Consider the following 19126-nt stretch of genomic DNA (forward strand, 5'->3'; position numbering starts at 1 on the left):
TCAGCACGGGCTCTCCGGAAGGGCGGGGTCGGGGGTGGCGGGCTCGCGGACGGCTGGTCCGCGCGGGGTCAGGTCACAGGAGGCCGACTTGGACAGGGCCGACTCGGACGAAACCGGGTCAGACGGCGCCGTCTCGGACGAGACCGGCTCTCTCACTGCAGCGTCGTTCACGACAGCGTCGCGACGGCGTCACGGCCGCCCTCGAGGAACTCCGGCCAGGAGCCGCCCTCGTCCTTGCTGCGCGGTTCGACGACGCCGTGCAGGTACTTGTTGAGGATGGCGAGGTCCTCCGGGTCGCGCCGGGCGAGCGAGCCGACCAGGGAGGAGGCGAGGGTGCGGGCCGTCAAAGCGCGCTCGCCGAAGAAGTTGCTGTGCAGGATGGCGTCCTCCAGAACACCGATCTGCTCGGCGGTGGACAGCGCGGACTCCAGCTTCTCCTCGTCGCTGCCCGCCGCCGCCGCGGAGGCCCGCAGGTCGGCGAAGCTGCGCAGCAGCACGTCCAGCAGGGTGGGCGGGACGTCCAGTTCGATCCGGTGACGGCGCAGCAGTTCCTCGGTGCGGAAGCGGACGATCTCCGCCTCGCTGTTCTTGTTGGTCACCACGGGGATGCGGACGAAGTTGAAGCGGCGCTTCAGCGCGGACGACAGGTCGTTGACGCCCCGGTCGCGGCTGTTGGCGGTGGCGATCACCGAGAAGCCCGGCTTGGCGAACACGATGTTGTCGCTGTCGAGTTCGGGCACGGAGATGTACTTCTCCGACAGGATCGAGATCAGGGCGTCCTGGACGTCGCTGGTGGAGCGGGTGAGTTCCTCGAACCGGCCGATGCCGCCGCCTTCCATGGCGGTCATGATCGGTGAGGGGATCATCGACTCCCGGGACTGGCCCTTGGCGATGACCATGGACACGTTCCAGGAGTACTTGATGTGGTCCTCGGTGGTGCCGGCGGTGCCCTGCACCACGAGGGTGGAGTTGCGGCAGATCGCGGCGGAGAGCAGTTCGGCGAGCCAGCTCTTGCCGGTGCCGGGGTCGCCGATGAGGAGCAGGCCGCGGTCGGAGGCGAGGGTGACGATGGAGCGCTCGACGAAACTGCGGTCGCCGAACCACTTCTGGGAGATCTCCCGGTCGAGGCCGTCGGCGCGCTCGGAACCGAGGATGAACAGGCGGACCATCTTGGGGGACAGCCGCCAGGAGAACGGCTTGGGGTTGTCGTCGATCGACTCGAGCCAGTCCAGCTCCTCCGCGTACTTGATCTCGGCGGGGGCGCGCAGCAGGTCGGACATGTGATCGGGCCTTTCCGGGCTGGTTGTCGTCAGGTGAGGAAGGTCTTGAGCTCGTGGACGAGCTTGTTGATGTGGCCGGAGATCACCGGCGTACCGAGGGCCTTGAACCGCTCCCGGAACCAGGGGTTGACCTCCTGGCGTCCGGAGCTGGTCACCGAGCCGACGGGGATGAACTTCACGCCCGAACGGTGGACGGCCTCGATGCCCTCGAACAGCGGCTGCGAGCGGTGGAACTCGTAGAAGTCCGAGATCCACACCATGACCGTGTTGCGCGGTTCGGCGATCTTCGGGCGGGCCATGGCCATGGCCACCGGTCCGTCGTTGCCGCCGCCGAGGTTGGTGCGCAGCAGGGCCTCGAAGGGGTCGTCGACCCAGGGGGTCAGGTCGATGACGCGGGTGTCGTAGGCGATCAGGTGGACGTCGACCTTCGGGAGCCCGGCGAAGATGGACGCCAGGATGGTGCAGTTGACCATCGAGTCGACCATGGAGCCGGACTGGTCCACGACGACGATCAACCGCTGCGGCGTCGTCCTTCGGGCGGTCTGGCGGTAGTAGAGCCGGTCGACGTAGAGGCGCTCTTCCTCGGGACTGTAGTTGGTGAGGTTCTTCCAGATGGTGCGGTCGAGGTCGAGGTTGCGGAAGACCCGCTTGGGCGGGACCGAGCGGTCGATGGTGCCGACGGAGGCCTTCTCCACCTGGGTGCGCAGGACGTCGGCGACGTCGTCCACGTAGCGGCGGATGAGCGACTTGGCGTTGGCGAGGGCGACGCCGGACAGGTTGCTCTTGTCCCGCAGGAGTTGTTCGATCAGCGACATGCTCGGCGTCAGCCGCGCCGCCAGCTCGGGGTCGGCGAGGACCTCGCGCAGGTGCATGCGTTTGACCAGGTCGGCTTCCAGGGAGCCGAGTTCGGGTCCCAGCGCGGGGATCAGGGAGCCCGGTGCGTGACCGCCGGCGCCGGCTCCGCGTCCGCCGCGCAGTTCACCGGGCCGGCAGCCGAGGGCGCGCTCCAGCCAGTCGGCGTCGGACTGCCAGCGGGCCAGTTGCCCGGCGGTGACCGTGCCCGAGCCGGTGGCGAAGACGTTGAGGAGGACCTTCGACACGAGGGCGGCACGGCGGACCTCGGCGGCCCGGTCGCGGGCGGAGGCGGTGTCGTCACCCTCGCGCGCGCCGTCCCCGCCCTCGCGGTCGGCGGTGTCGTCACCGCCCCCGCCGGCCTCGGCCGCAAGGGCGGGGGGAGCGGCGTCGGCCGACTGTCGCTCGTCGTCGGCCGGCTGTCGCTCGTCGTCGGCGGGCTGTCGTTCGTCGGACGTCAGCAGGCCGTCGAACTCCGCGGCGAGCTCGGGGTGGCGCTGCACGATGGAGTCGACGGAGGTCTGCGGGTCGAGCAGCCCCGGCGGCAGGCCGATGTCCTCGACGACGGCCAGCGCGGCGGATTCGAGCGTGGCCTGCTCCTCCGGGTCGAACAGTCGGGCCAGCAGGCGCCAGTACAGAACCTGGCGGCGGCTGTCGTGGGCGTTCGTCAGGGGCGTGGTGTCGGTCATTTCCGCAGCAGCCTTCCGGCGCGCTCGCGCAGCACGGTCACGGCGTCGGAGGCGGCCTTCTCCGCCTTGGCGCCCGCCTTGTCGGTGGTGCCCCCGGCCCAGGCGCCCGCGTGCACGGCGACGGTCTTCCTGCGGACGGTGGTCTCGACGGCCAGCGGCTGGATGCTGAACGTCCCTGCGTCCCAGCGCAGCAGCCCTATGCAGGCGCTCGACGCCGCGACCGCTTCGGGGGTGAGCGGGCTCGCGACCGGCATCCGGTCGAGGTCGACGGGCAGGCTGTGCGCGGGCAGGACGAACGTCACCGTCTCCTCGTCCCGTCGGACGGTGTAGCCCTCCAGGAAGATGGGCGCGGCGATGCCCGCCGGGTGACGGTCCAGAGGGGCGGTGAGCCGGTCGCCTGCGGTGGACAGGGCGACCCGGGCGGTGGCGAGGGGATCGGCGGGCGCCCCCGTCCGGGCGTGTGCGTCGTCCCAGACCAGGTCCCCGTCGGCGGTGAGGGGCATGTCGGTGAGGTCCATGGCGTGGCCCTCGCCGGCGGCGGCCAGCAGGCTCATGTGCGGGCGCAGCAACTGCCACACACCGGCGCCGACGACGGTGTCCGGCTTGGGCGCGGCGACGCCGGCCCGGACCAGCCGGGGTGCGCCGCCGTCCTCGGGTTCGAACACCGCGTGCACCTGGGCCTGTACTGCGGTGGCGTGCTCCTGCAGGTCGACCCCGAGGGGCAGCAGTCGGCCGGTGACGGGCATGGACGGAGCCGGCTCGGCGGCGCCGGGCAGGGTGAGGAGCAGGGCGCGCGCCCACAGGTCGCCCCAGCGGCGCACGGGGATTCGGTCGAGACCGGAGCCCGGGCAGGAGGCTGCCAGTTCGGCGGCGAACCCGTCCAGGAGGGCGGCCGGGCGGCGCAGCGCGGGGTCGGGCAGCATGGCGGAGACGATGGGCGCGGCTCCCGCGACCAGGTCGTGGTCGATGCCGCGCCAGCCGCTGCGGGCCAGGTCGCACAGCCAGGTGCGGGCCGCGGCGAGCACGTTGACGGGCTGTGACGGGCCGGGGTGCGCGGGTGTGTCGGCGCACCGGGTGCGCCCGAGTGCCTCGTCCAGACGGCCCGTCAGCGCGTCGTGGACGGCGCCCAGGAGGGCGCCGCGGGCGGCGGCGAGGGCGATGTAGTGGTCCTCGCCCGCGCTGCCGGCCGCGGCCTTCTCGGCCGCCTCGGCGACTCGCGTGGCCAGCGGGGAACCGGCGACGGCGTGGGCGAGTGCGGTCAGGTCGGCGGCCTGCTCCGGCTGCGGGCGCAGCAGGCCGGCGACGAGCGCGCGGTCGAGGGCGTCGACGGCGTCCAGCGCCTCGTCGACCCCGGCGGCGGGCTCGGCCAGCGCATCGGTCCCCTCGCAGCGCGCGAGGACGCGGCCGGCCGGTTCGGCGTCCCCCGTCCTGGTCGGCGGGAACCAGTGCATCTCCGGCAACGGAGAGGTCGTGGGCGTGAGTTCGAGGTAGGACAGATGGCGCAGGAACCGGCTGAAGACACCGGCGGCGGCCCCGCTGTCGGCCTTCGGCGGGCGAGTGGCCGTCATGGCGGCGGTCAGGGCGGCCGCGTCCGGTTCGGCTGCGGTGTCGACGCGCAGGTAGCGGGCGACGCGCGGAGCGCCGTACTGCAGGACCGCCTCGGTCACCAGGGCACGGATGTGGTTGCAGAAGGCGCCGCGCGCGCCGCCGCAGGGCCGGTTGTTGTTGGTGCTGCACGCGAACGCGTACGTCCCGGCGGCGACCGAGGAGACGTAGACCCGCTCGATGTCCGAGCCGCTGGAGACCACGCCCTGCAGACGTCCGTCGGCCAGTTCGACGAAGGGAACCTTGGCGAGCTTGCGAGGTCGCGCGGGACGGACCACCCGTGCGGTGCTCGACTGCTCCCATTCCCTCTCCCAATCCGACAACGCACCAGCTCCTTTGCAGCCCGAGGGGACGTCACCGCCAGAGCGGCGGGACTGGTTCGAACTTATCGGCGACCACTGACAACGCCCTCCCCGGCGCGGGCGGAGGACTCCGGGAGGCGGCGCTTACGGCACTCAACGTCCGTGAGCGGTCCAGTACTTGGCGTGACAAGAGACGAAGGTCACGCACACGAGTCGGACATGTGAGGTTTCGATCTTCACACCGACGTCACAAGTTGGCTACGTTGACGCCCTGGCCGCATGACCGGCTCCGGTGGGATCCGCCGGGCCGTCGCGGCTGCCCCCGAGCGAAGGAGTGCGTCGTTCATGGCGACGGATCGAATCCAGGCCAGCGTCGGCAGCGCACGCCTCGACGAGGTCGACCGGCCGAGTCAGGCGGAGGTCCAGCGGAGGGTCAACGCGCTCTACGACCGAGCCGAGAGCGATTCCGGGACCTTCAACGCTACGCGCGCGATGTCGTCGGTGACGCGCCGGGGCGGCGGCGGGCGAGGCGCGGCCGAGGCCGCGCTCGGCACGATGGCCCGGCAGTGGTTCGACGCGGCCCGAGACCGGCTCGGACCGACGGCCCCGGCCGTGCTGCCGCGTGACCGGATGCCCGAGCGCCCGGCGTCGGCCCCTCGTCCGCCGCAGTCCGCGGACCGGTCGGACGGCGCGGGCTCGGACCGCACAGCGGTGGGGGGCGGCCGACGTCCGGCGGAGCTGACGTCCAGGACGCCTGCGGCACTTCCCCCGGCTGCAGAGGCACCGGGCACGTCCTCGGCTGCGGAGGCGTCAGGGGTGCCCTTGACTGCGGAGGCACCGGGGGTGCCCTCGGACCTGGCGCTCACGGCCGTGTACGACCGGGGGCGCGCGGCGGGGGCCGTGCCCCGGCCGGAGCCGGTCTCCGCGCCGGAGGCCGAATCCGCGCCGTCGGGCGCGGCGCCCGCCCGCCGTCAGGATTCGCTACGGAGCACCAAGGATCGGATGGGCGGCAAGCTGATGGCCGCCCGCGACTTGCTGGCGAGCGCCGCCACGCAGCCGCCGGCAGGCGCGACACCCGCCGCGTCCGCGCCGGCGACCCCCGCCGCCCTCACCTTCCCGGAACCGGCGCCGACGGCCACGGAGCTCTCCTTCCCGACGCCTGTGCTTGGCGAACCCGGCTGGGACACCGGCGAGTTGCCGCTCTACGGCGGCCATGGCACATCGGCGTGGCCGATGCCCGACCCGGTTCCCGGACCCACTTCCCCGGCCGTTCCCGTTCCGGACGGGTTTGCTTCACCGGCCCCCGTGGCGTCGACCGCGTCTGCGCCGTGGAGCGCCGCGCCGCTGACCGACGGTGTCCCTCCGGCCCCAGCCCCGGCCGCGTCCCCGGGCGGCGGGGCACCGCTCGCGCCGACGGCGCAGGGCGGCACGGCGGCGTTCGCCGCGACGCCCCAGGACGGCACGTCGGCACCGCCGTCGATGCCCGAGGACCCCGGCTCCCGTTATGCCCTGAAGGCGGAGAAGGCCGTCACCTTCGCGCGCGCGCAGATCGGCAAGCCCTGTGTGTGGGGTGCGAAGGGTCCCGGCTCCTACGACTGCTCCGGCCTCACCCAGGCCGCCTGGACGGCCGCCGGGGTGCCGCTGCCACGCTCCACCGCCGAGCAGGCCCAGTTCGGCACCCCGGTCGAACTGACCGAACTACGCCCCGGTGACCTGGTGTTCTTCTTCGACGGGCCGCACCACACGGGCCTGTACGCGGGCAACGGCACGATGATCCACGCGCCGGGCCCGGGCGCGTCCGTCCGGGAGGAGTCGATCTACCACGCGGGGCAGGAGACGATTCGCGGCGCGATACGTCCCGCGTGATCGCCGGGCCGTCAGCGCATCGCCGAGTTGGTGCGCGCTCCTCTTCTGGCGTTGTTGTACAGACGCAACAGGTGCTTGGCGGCCGCGCACGGCACCGTGTCGACGGCGCACTGGCGGCAGGTGCGCAGGTGCTCGTCGTAGGCGGCGCGGGCCTGGCGCAGCGACTCCTCGGGCGAGAGCATGACGGTCCTCCGGCTGGGGGGGGTGACGGGAAGGGCGGCGGCCACAGCAGTCGATGCATGACCCACCGAAAATAAGTGGATCATGTTACTGCCGGTAGGTGAAAGTCAGGAGACCATCGGCCCGCGCAGGCTCAGCGGACCTCATCCCACCGCCCACCGCCCGTCATCTCCCCTCCACTCAGGGAGAGTTGGGCGTCAGTCGGCGGCGCGGCCGAATCGGAACCGGCTGCTCGGTGGCGTTATGCCGGCCACCCCCGCGATCGCGAGGACCGTCGCGGCCGCGCCCGTGCCGAGGACGGCGCCCGCGATCACGTCGCCCGGATAGTGCACCCCGGTGTGCACGCGGGAGTACCCGACCGCGGCGGCGAGCAGTCCCAGCGGCAGTGTGGCCACCGGGACCATCGGACCGACGGCGGCGGCGAAGGCGGCCGCGGAGGCGGTGTGCCCCGACGGGAAGGACGCCGAGGCGGGCATCGGGACGTGGCGGCCCGGGAACGGTGAGTCCTCGGCGCGGTGCGGCCGCGAACGGCGCACCAGGCGCTTGCCGGCGAGGTTGGCGCCGGCCGAGGCGAGGCCGATGGCGGCAACCCCGAGCACGGCGGCCCGGCGGGGCCGTCCCGGCTTGAGGGCGAGCAGCGCTGCGGCCGCGAAGGACAGCTTGGAGTGGTCCGCCGCTCTGGACAGCCGGCGCAGCGCCGTGTCCAGCGTCGGGGTCCGGGTCACGGTCACGGCCTCGTACACCGCCTGGTCGAGGGCCGCCAGGTCGTGCACCAGGCGGAAACGCGACAGCGGGCTGGTGACGGTACTGGTCCGCTGGTCGGGCATCGCCCTCCTCCTTGTTGCTCCTTGTTGCTCTGGCCGCTTCCTTGTATCCCGGCCGTTCGGGCGGTCACTCCGGTACCCCCCGCGGAGAAAACGCTCACGCGCCTTCCGCCTCCCGGCGTCCGGCCGCCGGAGCATCCATGGTCGAGTATCCCCTCCCGTCCTGCGGATGCCGGTTCAGAGGGCGGCCGAGGGCGAGATCGACGATGCGGCGCCAGTCGACGCCGGGCGGGGCGTAGGTCGCCCCCGGCCGGTGGCGCGGGACCCGGACGCGCAGCGCTCGCGGACGCACGGTGCACACCACCGGTGTGGGCAGGGTGAGGGCCTCGCCGTCGATGGCGACAGGCAGCGGAGCCTCGTCGGCGGTGACCTCCACGCGGAGAGCGGGGAGTGCCCGGATGGCGCCGGCCCGTTCGCCCCGCAGGGCGAGTTCGGCGGCCTGCGCGGCGCTCTCCACCCGGATGCCGATGACACCGAGCAGCCCCGAGTCCAGTCGGGGTCTGCGGCCCCCGCCCAGCGGGTCCGCGCGCCCGTACGGGTTGTTGCTGACGAGGACCGCCTGCGGCGCGTGCAGCCTGGTGCCGTCGGCGTGGACGTCGAGGGTGGCGCCGGCTTCGCCGAGCAGCAGGTCGGGCAGATGGTCCAGGGTGGTGACGGCCTTGGCGTCACGGTATTCGGGGTGCTGGACGATCTCCGCGTACGCACCGAAGGAGACGGTGTTGACGAAGGGCCGTCCGTCGACGTCGCCGAGGTCGACGCGGAGTTCCACACCGTCGGTGAGGGCGTCGAGGCCGTGCGCCGGGTCGGTGCGGTCCAGGCCGAGGTCCATGGCGAAGTGGTTGCGGGTGCCGGCGGCCAGCACCATGAACGGCACGTCGTGCGCGGCGGCGACGCCGGCCACCAGCGCCTGGGTGCCGTCGCCGCCCGCCACGCCGAGCAGGTCGGCACCCTCGGCGACGGCCCGCGCGGCCTCGGCCTCGGGGTCGCTGCCGCCGTCCGGGGCGAGGAGGACCACCCGGGCGCCCAGTGCCTCGGCCCGGGCGACGAGGTCGTGGCGTTCCACCTTGCCCCCGCCGGACCGCGGGTTCATGATCAGGACCGGCCGTCGTGGCGGTGGTGTCCGCCGGCCACGCATCCCGCGCGGCCGGCGCAGGCGGCGCAGCGCCGACCGGGCGCTGGCCAGGGCCCCGACCCACAGGGCGAGCGCGCCCACCGCGATCGCCCACAGGCCCGCGGCGGTGTAAAGGATGATCACTCCGACCGGTCCGGCGACGGCGATGACGACACCCAGCAGGCGGGCCGGGCCGCGGTGCGCCAGCGCCCACCACAGTCCGGCGCCGGCCAGGGCGAGCCCGGCGAGACCGCCGAGCAGCACCAGCCAGCCGCCGGCCGAACCGGTGCCGGAGGCGACCAGCGCAGCCGTGCCGGCGAGCAGCAGGAGGGCCAGCCGGGCACGACGGCGCGCCGGGCGCACATCGACGTCCCGGGCGGCCTCGCCACGCCGTCCGGACCGGGTACCGCTCGCCGGTGTCCTCTTCATCGCCGCCCCGCTCCCCCGTTTCCGTCCGGCCGCCGGTGTGGTGGCGGCGGCCCGCTCAGGCCCGTGCGCCGGCCGGGTCGCTTCGGACCGTACCGGCTCCTCGTCGCGTCTTCCCCGTCCCTGGCCGTCTCAGCCACCCCGACCGGACAACGCGTCGCAACGCCGTTCAGTGCCCGGTCTCGCAGCACGATTCGTCCGCCGGGCCGTCCGGACCCGCGCTCGCGGGCATCCGGCAGAAGCAGGAGGCCTCGATCGGCACGTCCGCCAGGGCCCGCGCGAGCTTGAGCTGCTGGGCCACGATCTCCGCCTCGCCCTCCTTGCCCTGCCGGACCAGGCACTCGTGCAGCCCGTGCAGGGACCACACGTTGCCGGGGTGCTGCGAGGGGCGGGGCAGGGTGTCGTCGAGTCCGAGGTCGGCGCGGTAGACGGCCTCCGCCTCGGCGAGCCGCCCCTGTTCGAGCAGGAGCGCGCCGTACGCGTGGCGGGTGGGCTGCATCCACCCCCAGGGTTCGTCGTAGGGCAGGTGGTCGTCGAGCTCGATGGACCGTTCGAGTGCGGCGAAGGCGAGGTCGTGGTGGCCCTTGCGGTACTCCAGCTCGCCGTCGAGCATCGCGGACGCGACGGCGAGGATGTCCCGGCACGTGTTGTTGAAGAGGGTGCGCGACTCGGGGACCCGTTCGACCGCCGCGCGGAACAGCTCCCGTTCGGCCTCCGCCTCGCGGACCCGGCCGGTCGCGGAGAGGGCGACCCCGCGCGCGTAGTGCAGCATCGCGGTCGACACGCAGTACAGCCCGGGGTCGGCGGGCAGCGGCAGGCGCAGGATGTCCGCCCAGCGCCCGAACCGGATCAGCACATGGACCCGCATGGCGAGGAAGCCCTCCAGCCAGTCCGCCATGGGCGGACTCGCCACGCGCAGCAACTCCTCGGGGATGGACTCCTCCAGTTGCCGGGCGGTCTCCAGGGCGGTGCCGCAGCGGCCGAGGAACATCGCACCGTAGATCTTGAAGTGGTAGTTGTGCGACCGGTACAGCGTGTAGAAGTTCATCGCCCCGGAGCGCGCGCGGACCTTCTCGTCGGCGGCGACGGCGGCCGTGTTGTCCGACATCACGCGGCGGTAGTCGCCGCACAGGACCTCCAGGTGGGAGGGCATGTGCTGCAGGTGGCCGGCGTCGGGGACGAGGCCGCGCAGCCGGTCGGCGACGGCCAGGGCGGCCTCGGGGGCCGGGGACATCTCCATCAGATGGATGTAGAAGTGCAGGACGCCCGGGTGTTCGAGCCCCGCCTCGTCGCTGAGCGCGCGCTCCAGCACCTCCTTGGCCTCCAGGGTGCGCGCTCCCTCGGCGGGCCGCCCGGTCCGCAGGTCCCACAGCTGCCAGGGCGTGAGGTTCATGAGCGCGTCGGCGTACAGGGCCGCCACGTCGAGGTCGTCGGGGGCGAGGCGGTGGACGGCACCCATCGCGTCGGCGTACCCCTCGTTCCACACCGAGCAGTCCTCGGCGCCGCCCGGGGCCGTCGCCCTGGGATAGCGGGCGCGCAAGGCTCCGATCAGGGCCTTCTCCACCGCGGTGGCGGTGGCGGCCTTCTCGTGGGCGCGTTCGACGGCCGCGTGGGTGCGCTCCACGGTGCGCGTCAGGTCGTCGCCGTCGAAGAACTCCCAGGGCTTGTTGTAGTTGGGGCCGAGCGCGTACGCGATGCCCCAGTCGGCCATCGCGCAGTCGGGGTCCGCGCGGGCCGCCGCCTCGAAGCAGGCGACGGCCTCCTCGTGGTGGAAGGCGTACGACCACACCAGGCCACGGTCGAACCAGAGCTGGGCCTCGGGCGACGAGGTCGTGACGATCCTGCCGTGACCACCGAGGTCGTAGTACTCCGTGTGTTCCATGTCCTTCCGTATACCGCGCGGCGCACGGCCCGGAGGTGCTCCCGCAGGCGGGAGCACCCGAACGAGCCCCGGGTGCCCCCGGTGTCAGGCGTCGCGGCGCCCGGTGCGGCGCAACAGCATCACCGCCCCCACGGCGATCAGGACTCCCCCGGCGGCCGCGGGCCACAACCGCGCGCCCGTCGCGGCGAGGCCGCCCTGCACGGCCTGAGTGCCGGAATCGGCGGGGGCGCCGCCGGCGTCCGCGGCGGAATCGGCCGGCGTGGTGGCGGGCGGCGCCGACGGGGTGGACGCGTTCGCCTCGGTGCCGGTGTCCGCCTCCGGGTCGGCCGGCTGCGACGACGCGGCGGCCCGGGAACGGACCGGTGGCGCGGCCGGGGAGGACGCCTCCGGCGGGGCCGAGGTCCTGGGCGCGGACGGTGCAGCGGGCGCGCCGTCGACCTGCGGCTTCTCGGCGCGCGGCCGCTCGGCGGCGTCCGGGGCCTCGCCGCCGCCGGCGGCCGCGGTGCCGTGACCGGCGCCCGCGGTCCGGGGGGCGTCCTTGGGCTCGGTCACGTCCTTGGGCTGGGGGGCGTCCGTGGCGTCGGGGGTGTCCGTGGCGGCGGGGGCGCCGGTGGCGGCGTCCGACGGGGACGGGGTGCCTGCCGGCTCCTCCCCCTGTCCGGCGCCGTCGCCCTGCTCCGCGCCGTCGCCCTGGCCCGCACCTGCCCCGTCGTCAGCACCGGCTGCGCCGTCCTGGCCGGTCCCCGCGCCGGAGCCCGCCTCGGCGTCCTCGCCCGAGCCGGCTTCGGCGCCCGGTTCACCACCCGGCTCGGTCTCGGAGCCGTCCTGCGCCCCGGAGCCGGCTCCGCAGTGCCGCCCCTCGTTGATGCAGGCCACGGCCTCCGCCATCAGCCGCTCGTCGAAGACGTTGACGAAGTCGCCGTGGTCGGTGATCGGTTTGTGCCTCTGGTCCGGGAAGGAGTCCACCGCGAACAGCGGAGTCGTCCGGCCGCCGTCGTCGAGGCTCGGCGCGTCGACGTCGTAGACGATGCGCTGCACCAGTTGCGGGATGGCCCGGAAGCCGTCCGGGCAGCTGCCGTCGGCGGCCGTGAAGGCGACATGCGTGCGGTGGTTGGCGCTGTCGATGTTCCGGCCGTCCCAGCAGCTCTGGAAGCGGAAGCTGCGCACCACGTCGCTGCCGGGCGGACACAGCGGATACTTGTCGCGCAGTTGGCGGTCCTCGTACCCGGTGCAGCTCCAGGACGCGTTGGCGTTGGCGGGGCCGCCCAGGAACGCCTTGGCGTCGCCGGTGATGATGCGCAGCAGCCGGGGCATGGCGGTGACCTCGCCGCGCGGGTTGCCGACGAACGTGAGGGTGACGTCCTTGGGCGTGACGATCTCGCCGACGTTGCCCTCCGTACCGCCGCCGGGAGCGTCGGCGTCCTGCTCGCGGGTGCCGTTGCGCAGCCGCAGGACTGGCCAGTAGTACGAGGACCTGTCGCCCTGGTCGACACAGCTGGTGTCGGCCCGGGCCAGGTCCTCGTCGGAGGAGAAGGCGTTGTTGGCCTGGTTGCCGACGTAGTCGTGGACGTGGTGGGCGCCGTTGGCGACGCCGGGGGCCACGATGATGTTGTCGGAGTTGAACAGCCCTTCCTCGTTGACGCCGCAGCTCGTGGTGAAACTGCCCCTGGAGGCGTTCTCGCCCGGGGCGACCGCGGGCGGGGCCGCCGGGGCGGTGGTGATGTCGGCGTAGTCCGCCGCGACGGGCCCGTTGGAGACCTGGTCGCCGCCGCCCTCCCCGCCGGGTTGCTCCTCACCGGCGGATGCGTAGACGTTCACCCCCATCAGTGTTCCGCCGCCGAGGATCAGGGCGACGGCGGCGAAGGTCGCGCGTCGTCCACCGGTCGGGCGTCTGCGCCTGTTCTGTCTCAAGTCGTGCTCCTCCGCGTTGTGGGCGGGTCGGGCATGTGGTCCCCCGACCCCATACGGAGCAGAGCGCCGCCGCGTTCAACCGCTCGGCCGATTCACAGCGACCTCCCAGGAACGCCGCTCCCGCGCCGGGGTTTCGGCGCCGGGCCGACTGTCAAGGGTCCAAGGGACCCGGGCCTCGCCGACCGGCCTCTGGACCGCGTACGGCGGGGCCGTGATCATGGCTGACGCCAGGTCAGGAGAAGCCGGGCCTTCGGGCGGAAAGGAGCGAACCGGGTGATCGCTGTCGTGGGGCATCCCGATCTCAGCGCGGGGACCTTGGCTCTGTTGGAGGACGAACTGAGGGCGCGGCTGGCCGCATTCGCCAAGTCGGGGCGGGCGGGTCTGGTGCGGGTGGGGCGGGGGCTGCCCGTGGCGTTCGGGCGGGCGGCCCGCGAGGCCGGGCTTGGACTGGTGACCGTACTGCCGTCCCGGGACGGTGTGCCCGCGCGGCTCGCCGAGTCGGAGCGCAAGGCCGCCGGGGAGTTGCTGCTGCTGTCGCGCCACGTACGGCTGCTGGAGTACGACCCCGCCGACCGGGGGGCGTGCGTGACCGCGGACGAGCGCCTGGTGCGCTCGTGCACCGGGCTGCTGGCGGTGTGGGACGGTTCCCCCTCCAACGGCCGGGACGCCACGGCCCATCTGGTGGCCTACGCCCGCAGCCATGGTGTGGACGTGGAGGTGGTGTGGCCGAGCGGCGCCGAACACACGGCGCGGCGGCACGCGCGCGTGGACGGCTGATCTCCGCCGAACGGCCGCACCGCCCGGTGGCACCGGCCGCGCGTGCGTGCACGGCGCGGCTCCGCCGCGGAGGCCGAGGCGGACTCGGGTCCAACGGCCGCGCGCGGACGGCGGTCGCGGTGGCGGCCCGGCCCGGCGGCTCGGGCATCGGCACGCGCGCGTGGCGGACGCGGAGCAGCCGTGCACGCGCGCGAAGCACCGCGGGGACGGTCGGAAACGGTCGGGGACGAGGGCGGCTGTGCCCTTGTGCCTGCGGCTACCCGGGATGCACCCGTCACGGTGCCTCAGGAGCTTGCGTGCGTCGTAGAGCGGGTGACGGAGGCGCCTCGGCCGGGGGCTTGCGCCCGCTCACCGGGTCAGCGTGTCCCGCGCCCGTTGTGCCGCGTTGGCCCAGTCGAAGGCGGCGCTCGCCGAGAGCGTGACCCGGTCCAGGGGGTCGGCGGCGGGCACCCGCGGAGAGGTCGTCGCGGCCTTCCGGACCGGCACGACCGCCGGCGCGCGCACCGGTTCGTCCGGCGGCTCGGGGGCCGGGCCGCCGGTGAGCCCCAGCCGCCGCAGCCAGTCGCCCGCCCGCGCCCGCAGGGCCTGCTCCCGGCCGTGCAGCAGGCCGAGGACGATCGCCGCGCCGACGGCGACCAGGTGTTCCCGGCCGGCGAGATTCGGCTTGGCCACGGCCTCGACGATCATCGAGCCGCCGGTGAGGACGAACACGACCGGGGCCCGCCGGATGACCGAGATGTACGTGAACAGCCCGACGACGGCCGCCGACGGGCCCGTGTCCAGCACCTGCCCGGCCTCAGGGGGCAGCCCGAAGCCCCACCAGCCCGGTCCCACCGCCATCATCAGGCGTGCGGTGAACGTGCCGGCGAGCGTGGTGGCGTAGGCGACGAAGAGGGTGCGACGGCGGCCGATGGCGGTCTCGGCCAGCGCGAAGGCGAGGAAGAGCTGGGTGAGTCCGGCCCAGACGGGGAGGTCCAGCGCGGGAACGTACAAGGACACGGGGGTGCGCAGCAGCGCCAGCCACAGGGGCAGGTCGCCGCGGACCCCGCCGGTGACGCGGACCACGGTGGCGCCGGTGGGATGCTGGGCGATGGCGTGGAAGAAGATCACGCCCGCGCAGGCGACGGCCGCGAGCAGCAGGGCGGACGGGCCACGCCGGAAGAGTTCCCGGACCGGCTCGACGAAGATGCCCCGCCACTCGCCGAGCACCGTACGCCCGGCCGCACGGGCCATCCGGGAGAACACGGCCCATGCCCGGGCGCTCCCGGACGGCCACCGCTTCTCTGGACGCACAGGGCCCCCTACTCGCTCACCGCTGACTGGTCGTGACGATCGATTGTCGGCCCTGCGCGGGCGGTATCGACCACAGGCACTCCGGCAGACGTGAAAGCCATCGGGAGGGTTGCCCCGTGCCCGGGTCCTGTGACCGACGTCGCGGGCGGCAGGGTGCGGCCCGCCTCCCCGGGTGGGGCGGGTGCGCGTGACACAGAGTTCACTGCGCGTAGCGGTGGGTGGGATAACCTCACCGGCGTGGATCACATAGCCGACAGGAACGACAGGATGACCGCCGCGGCCGCGTTAGGACCGGGGGCCGCCGTATGACGGGCCCGACCTGTGCGACCGCCACGTCGACGGCCGGTCCCGCCCCCTCCGTGCTGGCCGACGGCCTGCTCTGCGAGCGCCTCGCCCTCTCCGTCCCGCAGGGCACCCGTGCGGTGGTCGCCCGCTACGACATCCCCCCGGGCGACACCCTGCCCTGGCACTACCACGAGGGGCGCGTCATCGCCGTGGTCACGTCGGGCACCCTCACCCGGACCCTGGCCGACGGCTCGGAGTGCGTGACGCCGGCCGGGGGATGCATCGTGGAGCCCGTGGGCCCCCGGGGCGTGCACAAGGCCGAGAACCGCGGTGACGAGATCCTCACCCTGCACGCCGTCTTCTTCGTGCCCCAGGGCAGCCCCCTCTCCACCGGCGCCCCGCCCCCGGACGGCCTGACGTGACCCTGGGCGGGGACAGGACGCGGGGCCCCGGGGCGCCCGGGGTGTGTGCAGGTGGTACCGGGCGCTCGGCTAGAGTTCGCCGCTCAAGTCGAGAGGAGACGTGCGGTGTGGTGCGGGGCGGGGAACGCGGTCCGGGGTCTGGCCGCGGCGGCATGCGCGGCGGGACTGCTGACGGGCTGTGGGCAAGGCGGGGGTGAGGGCGAGGCGCGGGCGTCCGGGACACCGTCGGCGTCGGCGTCGGCGTCGGGTGAGAAGGCCGCCCGGGCCGTCGGCAGCGTCGGCGGCGCCGGTTCGGCGTGCGAACTTCCGGTCACCTTCGCGCTGGCCGAGCGGTGGCATCCGGACGCCGTCTCCCTCGGGGCGGACGCCGACCCCCCGCTCGACGAGGAAGTGGCCGAGGAGGTGGCCGCACTCGCCCGGCAGGGCTACGTGACCCTGGCCTGCGAACTCGACGCCAAGCCGGCGGGCCACATCGGCTTCCTGCGCGTGTACACCGGCGAGCCGGGGGACGCGGACGCACGGCAGGTCCTGGAGGCGTTCCTGCGCGCGGAGGACGGTGTCGAGGAGGCCGAGTACCGCTCCTTCCGGTCGGGCCCCCTGTCCGGCACGGAAGTGCAGTACCGGCACACGGTGGAAGTCCTGGACGAGACCAGGACCGAGCGCGCCCTCGCCGTCGTCGCGCCCGACGGTCCGGTCGTCCTGCAGCTCGGCGGCCTGGACGACGAGGAACACCGCGACATGCTCCCGGCGTACGAGCTGGCCAAGCAGACCCTGCGGGTGACCGCCCGGCGGTAGCGGCCCCGCGGCGCCCGGCACACGCAGGTCGGCGCTCCCGCGGATGCACAGCGGGTGCCGGGTGGCGCATTCTTGCTGTGTCGCCCACCCGGCGGCGTACGGACGAGGTGGGGCGGATGACTGGGAGCGCCGAGGTGGAACAGCGGCCGCCCGGGCGGCTGGCCGCGCTGCTGACCGGGACCGCCACGGACGCGCTGCGCGCGGCCGGCGGCCTGGGCGCGGGTGTCTACCTACGCTCCCCCGCGCCCGCGGTGTTGCGGCTGGCGGTGCTCACCGGCCTTCCGGGGCCGCTCTTCCGGCACTGGTGGCAGGTGCACGTGGACCGGCCGTTCCCGGTGACCGACGCACACCGCTCGGGCCTGCCGGTGGTGCTGGCCGATGCGACCGAGACGATGCGCCGGTACCCGCAGTTCGCGGCCGGGCTGCCGTTCCAGTTCGGCACCCTGGTGGTGCCGGTCGTGGCTGACGGGCGGGCGTACGGCGTGCTGATCGTGCTACGGCCGGCCACCGACGACGCCGCCGACCTGGTGACCGAACGGGACCGGCTGACCGGGCTGGCCGGGGACCTGGGGGCGGCGCTGGCCCGGCTGGAGGCCGGCGGTCCGCCCGTGGTCTGGGACGACGAGCCGCTGTGCGTGCGTCCGCCGGCCGCCGGACCGGAGCAGGCGCGCGTCGGCCACTTCGTGTGGGACCCGGCGACGGACAGCGTGTCCGCCGACTCTTCGGCCCACACGCTGCTGGGTCTGCCCGCGGGCACCTTCCCGGCGCCGTCGGACGCGCTGACCCGCGCGATGTCCGCCACGGACACCCCGCCGGTCGGCGTCCTCCTGCGGGCGGCCGCCGGCGGCCGCCCACCGCCGCAGCCGGTGCGGGTGCGCACGGCCGACGGGGCGGTGCGGCTGCTGGACCTGTGTGCGCCGCCCGCCCCCGCGGCCACCCCGCCCGCGTCGCCGCTGGTCACCGGGATCCTGCTGGACGCGGCGCCGACCGCCCTCGGGGACGCGGCGGCCGACCTGCTGCCGCAGGGGGTGTTCTGTCTCGACCGGCTCGGCGTCATCGTCTACGCCAACCCGCGCGCCGCCGAGCTGCTGGGCGTACCCCGCTCCCGGCTGCTCGGGCGCCCGCTGTGGGAGGCCGTGCCGTGGTGGCGGGAGACGGCCGGGGAGGACCATCTGCGGGCCGCCCTGCTGGCACCGGAGCCGGTGCACTTCCATGTCCGGCGGTCCGCGCCGGGGCCCTACGAGGGTGACTGGCTGAGCGTGTCCGTGCACCCGGGGCCGGACATCCTCACCTGCACGGCCGTCCCGGCGAACCGCATGGCGCAGGAGTCGGCGCCGGAGGGGACGGCGGTGGTGTCCGACGCGACCGCGCCGGTGCAGCGGCCCATCGGGCTGGCGATCGCGCTGACGGAGGCGGTGACCGCGCGCCAGGTGTCGGCGGTGGTGATGCAGGAGGTGCTGCCCGCCTTCGGCGGTCGCCGGCTGGCGATCTACCTGCTGCAGGAGCGGCACCTGTACCTCGCCTGGGAGGCAGGGTTCCCGGAGGGCTTCCTCGCCCCGTTCGAGGGGGTCGGGCTGGACGCGCGGCTGCCGGGCGTGGAGACGCTGACCACCGGCCGCCCGCTGTTCTTCGACTCGATGCGGCAGCTCGAGGACGCCTACCCGGGCATCGCGCTGGACGCCACGGTGGGCGCGCGCGCCTTCCTGCCGCTGATCGCCTCCGGCCGTCCCGTCGGCTCCTGCATCCTCGGCTTCGACCGCGAGCGCAGTTTCAGCTCCGAGGAGCGCACGGTCCTCACCGCGCTCGCCGGGCTGATCGCGCACGCCATGGAGAAGGCGCACCGTTACGAGACGGAGGCGGCTCTCGCGCGCGGACTGCAGCGGGCGCTGCTGCCGCGGCGGCTGTCCAGCCACCCGGGCGTGGAGACCGCCGGGCGGTACCTGCCGGGCACCGAGGGCATGGACGTGGGCGGCGACTGGTACGACGTGGTGGAGGCCGGGGACGGGCTGGCGCTGGTCATCGGGGACGTCCAGGGACACGGGGTGCAGGCGGCGGCCACGATGGGGCAGCTGCGCAGCGCCGTACGGGCGTTCGCGCTGGGCGACCGGCCTCCGGAGGAGGTCATGGGCGGCACCAACCTGCTGCTGATCGACCTGGACCCGGGGCAGTTCGCGAGCTGCTGCTACGTACGGCTGGACCCGGCCACCGGGCTGGCCCGGGTGGTGCGCGCCGGGCACCCGCCGCCGCTGGTGCGCGACCCCGACGGCCGGACCCGGGTGGTGGAGCTGCCCGGCGGGATGGTGCTGGGCGTGGACCCGCGCGCCCACTATCCGGTGGCGGAACTGCGGCTGGCGCCCGGCGCGATCCTGGCGCTGTACACGGACGGGCTGGTGGAGCGGCCCGGCGCCGACATCGACGACGGGATCACCGCGCTGCGGCGGGCGCTCGCGAAGGTCGGCGACCTGGACGCGCGGCCGCTGGCGGAGGTCGCCGACCGGCTCACCGCGACGGCCCGGCAGGCCGTCGACCGGCCCGACGACATAGCGCTGCTCCTGGCCACCCGGGACGGCTCCGGCGCGGGCGGGGGTGCGCGGTGATCGCCGGCGGGTTCCGTGGCGCCCCTCGC

General features: G+C 74.3%; 14 protein-coding genes and 1 pseudogene. 5 read left to right on the forward strand and 10 right to left on the reverse strand.

From position 1 onward, the window contains the following. Positions 1-167: 167 nt before the first annotated feature. The 4 genes and pseudogenes from ACSLTV_RS15305 to ACSLTV_RS15320 form a co-directional block, all read right to left on the reverse strand. A complete protein-coding gene (locus ACSLTV_RS15305) occupies positions 168-1280 on the reverse strand; it encodes an ATP-binding protein (RefSeq protein WP_435612312.1) in 1113 nt (370 codons plus the stop codon). A 29-nt stretch (positions 1281-1309) separates the two neighbouring features. Next, complete coding sequence (locus ACSLTV_RS15310; protein ID WP_435612313.1) at positions 1310-2821, reverse strand: VWA domain-containing protein; 1512 nt, start codon at positions 2819-2821, stop codon at positions 1310-1312. After that, a complete protein-coding gene (locus ACSLTV_RS15315) occupies positions 2818-4272 on the reverse strand; it encodes a hypothetical protein (protein ID WP_432157672.1) in 1455 nt (484 codons plus the stop codon). Before ACSLTV_RS15315 ends, ACSLTV_RS15310 begins: the two co-directional genes overlap by 4 nt. Next, positions 4249-4749 (reverse strand): annotated as a pseudogene (locus ACSLTV_RS15320) (hypothetical protein); the annotation flags it as partial. The pseudogene ACSLTV_RS15320 and the gene ACSLTV_RS15315, both read right to left, overlap by 24 nt. Before the next feature lie 324 nt (positions 4750-5073). Between ACSLTV_RS15320 and ACSLTV_RS15325 the strand changes: the two are divergent. Next, a complete protein-coding gene (locus ACSLTV_RS15325; protein WP_435612314.1) occupies positions 5074-6594 on the forward strand; it encodes an NlpC/P60 family protein in 1521 nt (506 codons plus the stop codon). A gap of 11 nt (positions 6595-6605) precedes the next feature. Here ACSLTV_RS15325 and ACSLTV_RS15330 read toward each other — a convergent pair whose 3' ends face one another. The 5 genes from ACSLTV_RS15330 to ACSLTV_RS15350 form a co-directional block, all read right to left on the reverse strand. After that, complete coding sequence (locus ACSLTV_RS15330; protein WP_432136492.1) at positions 6606-6776, reverse strand: hypothetical protein; 171 nt, start codon at positions 6774-6776, stop codon at positions 6606-6608. Between the two features lie 195 nt (positions 6777-6971). Beyond that, a complete protein-coding gene (locus tag ACSLTV_RS15335; RefSeq protein WP_432136491.1) occupies positions 6972-7601 on the reverse strand; it encodes a phosphatase PAP2 family protein in 630 nt (209 codons plus the stop codon). Between the two features lie 94 nt (positions 7602-7695). Continuing rightward, on the reverse strand, positions 7696-9138 hold the full coding sequence (locus tag ACSLTV_RS15340; protein WP_432157648.1) for a diacylglycerol/lipid kinase family protein: 1443 nt from the start codon (positions 9136-9138) through the stop codon (positions 7696-7698). Between the two features lie 166 nt (positions 9139-9304). Further along, positions 9305-11017, reverse strand: a complete 1713-nt coding sequence (locus ACSLTV_RS15345; RefSeq protein WP_432136489.1) for a tetratricopeptide repeat protein — start codon at positions 11015-11017, stop codon at positions 9305-9307. Positions 11018-11101: 84 nt separating this feature from the next. Beyond that, a complete protein-coding gene (locus ACSLTV_RS15350) occupies positions 11102-12928 on the reverse strand; it encodes a DUF1996 domain-containing protein (RefSeq protein ID WP_435612315.1) in 1827 nt (608 codons plus the stop codon). Between the two features lie 273 nt (positions 12929-13201). Between ACSLTV_RS15350 and ACSLTV_RS15355 the strand changes: the two genes are divergently transcribed. Next, the gene (locus ACSLTV_RS15355; RefSeq protein WP_432136487.1) at positions 13202-13705 is read left to right on the forward strand and encodes a hypothetical protein; all 504 of its coding nucleotides are present in this window, start codon (positions 13202-13204) and stop codon (positions 13703-13705) included. A 348-nt stretch (positions 13706-14053) separates the two neighbouring features. Here ACSLTV_RS15355 and ACSLTV_RS15360 read toward each other — a convergent pair whose 3' ends face one another. Continuing rightward, positions 14054-14998, reverse strand: coding sequence for a hypothetical protein (locus ACSLTV_RS15360; RefSeq protein ID WP_435612316.1), 945 nt, complete (start codon positions 14996-14998; stop codon positions 14054-14056). Positions 14999-15303: 305 nt separating this feature from the next. On the opposite strand from ACSLTV_RS15360, the gene ACSLTV_RS15365 reads away from it, so the two are divergent. From ACSLTV_RS15365 to ACSLTV_RS15375, 3 genes are all read left to right on the forward strand, one after another. Then, positions 15304-15705: a cupin domain-containing protein gene (locus ACSLTV_RS15365; protein WP_432157643.1), complete on the forward strand. Its 402-nt coding sequence runs from the start codon at positions 15304-15306 to the stop codon at positions 15703-15705. A gap of 105 nt (positions 15706-15810) precedes the next feature. Continuing rightward, positions 15811-16500: a lipoprotein gene (locus ACSLTV_RS15370; protein WP_432157642.1), complete on the forward strand. Its 690-nt coding sequence runs from the start codon at positions 15811-15813 to the stop codon at positions 16498-16500. A gap of 116 nt (positions 16501-16616) precedes the next feature. Continuing rightward, positions 16617-19097 carry a SpoIIE family protein phosphatase gene (locus ACSLTV_RS15375; protein ID WP_435612317.1) on the forward strand — a complete coding sequence of 827 codons (2481 nt, stop codon included), beginning with the start codon at positions 16617-16619 and terminating at the stop codon, positions 19095-19097. The last annotated feature ends 29 nt before the right edge of the window (positions 19098-19126 follow it).

The sequence above is a fragment of the Streptomyces sp. bgisy159 genome (assembly GCF_965341775.1).
Taxonomy (GTDB): Bacteria; Actinomycetota; Actinomycetes; order Streptomycetales; family Streptomycetaceae; genus Streptomyces.

Coding starts and splice junctions, on each gene's coding strand:
- ACSLTV_RS15305 (WP_435612312.1), bottom strand. CDS start 1,280: ATGTCCGACCTGCTGCGCGCCCCCGCCGAGATCAAGTACGCGGAGGAG.
- ACSLTV_RS15310 (WP_435612313.1), bottom strand. CDS start 2,821: ATGACCGACACCACGCCCCTGACGAACGCCCACGACAGCCGCCGCCAG.
- ACSLTV_RS15315 (WP_432157672.1), bottom strand. CDS start 4,272: ATGCACTGGTTCCCGCCGACCAGGACGGGGGACGCCGAACCGGCCGGC.
- ACSLTV_RS15325 (WP_435612314.1), top strand. CDS start 5,074: ATGGCGACGGATCGAATCCAGGCCAGCGTCGGCAGCGCACGCCTCGAC.
- ACSLTV_RS15330 (WP_432136492.1), bottom strand. CDS start 6,776: ATGCTCTCGCCCGAGGAGTCGCTGCGCCAGGCCCGCGCCGCCTACGAC.
- ACSLTV_RS15335 (WP_432136491.1), bottom strand. CDS start 7,601: ATGCCCGACCAGCGGACCAGTACCGTCACCAGCCCGCTGTCGCGTTTC.
- ACSLTV_RS15340 (WP_432157648.1), bottom strand. CDS start 9,138: ATGAAGAGGACACCGGCGAGCGGTACCCGGTCCGGACGGCGTGGCGAG.
- ACSLTV_RS15345 (WP_432136489.1), bottom strand. CDS start 11,017: ATGGAACACACGGAGTACTACGACCTCGGTGGTCACGGCAGGATCGTC.
- ACSLTV_RS15365 (WP_432157643.1), top strand. CDS start 15,304: ATGACGGGCCCGACCTGTGCGACCGCCACGTCGACGGCCGGTCCCGCC.
- ACSLTV_RS15375 (WP_435612317.1), top strand. CDS start 16,617: ATGACTGGGAGCGCCGAGGTGGAACAGCGGCCGCCCGGGCGGCTGGCC.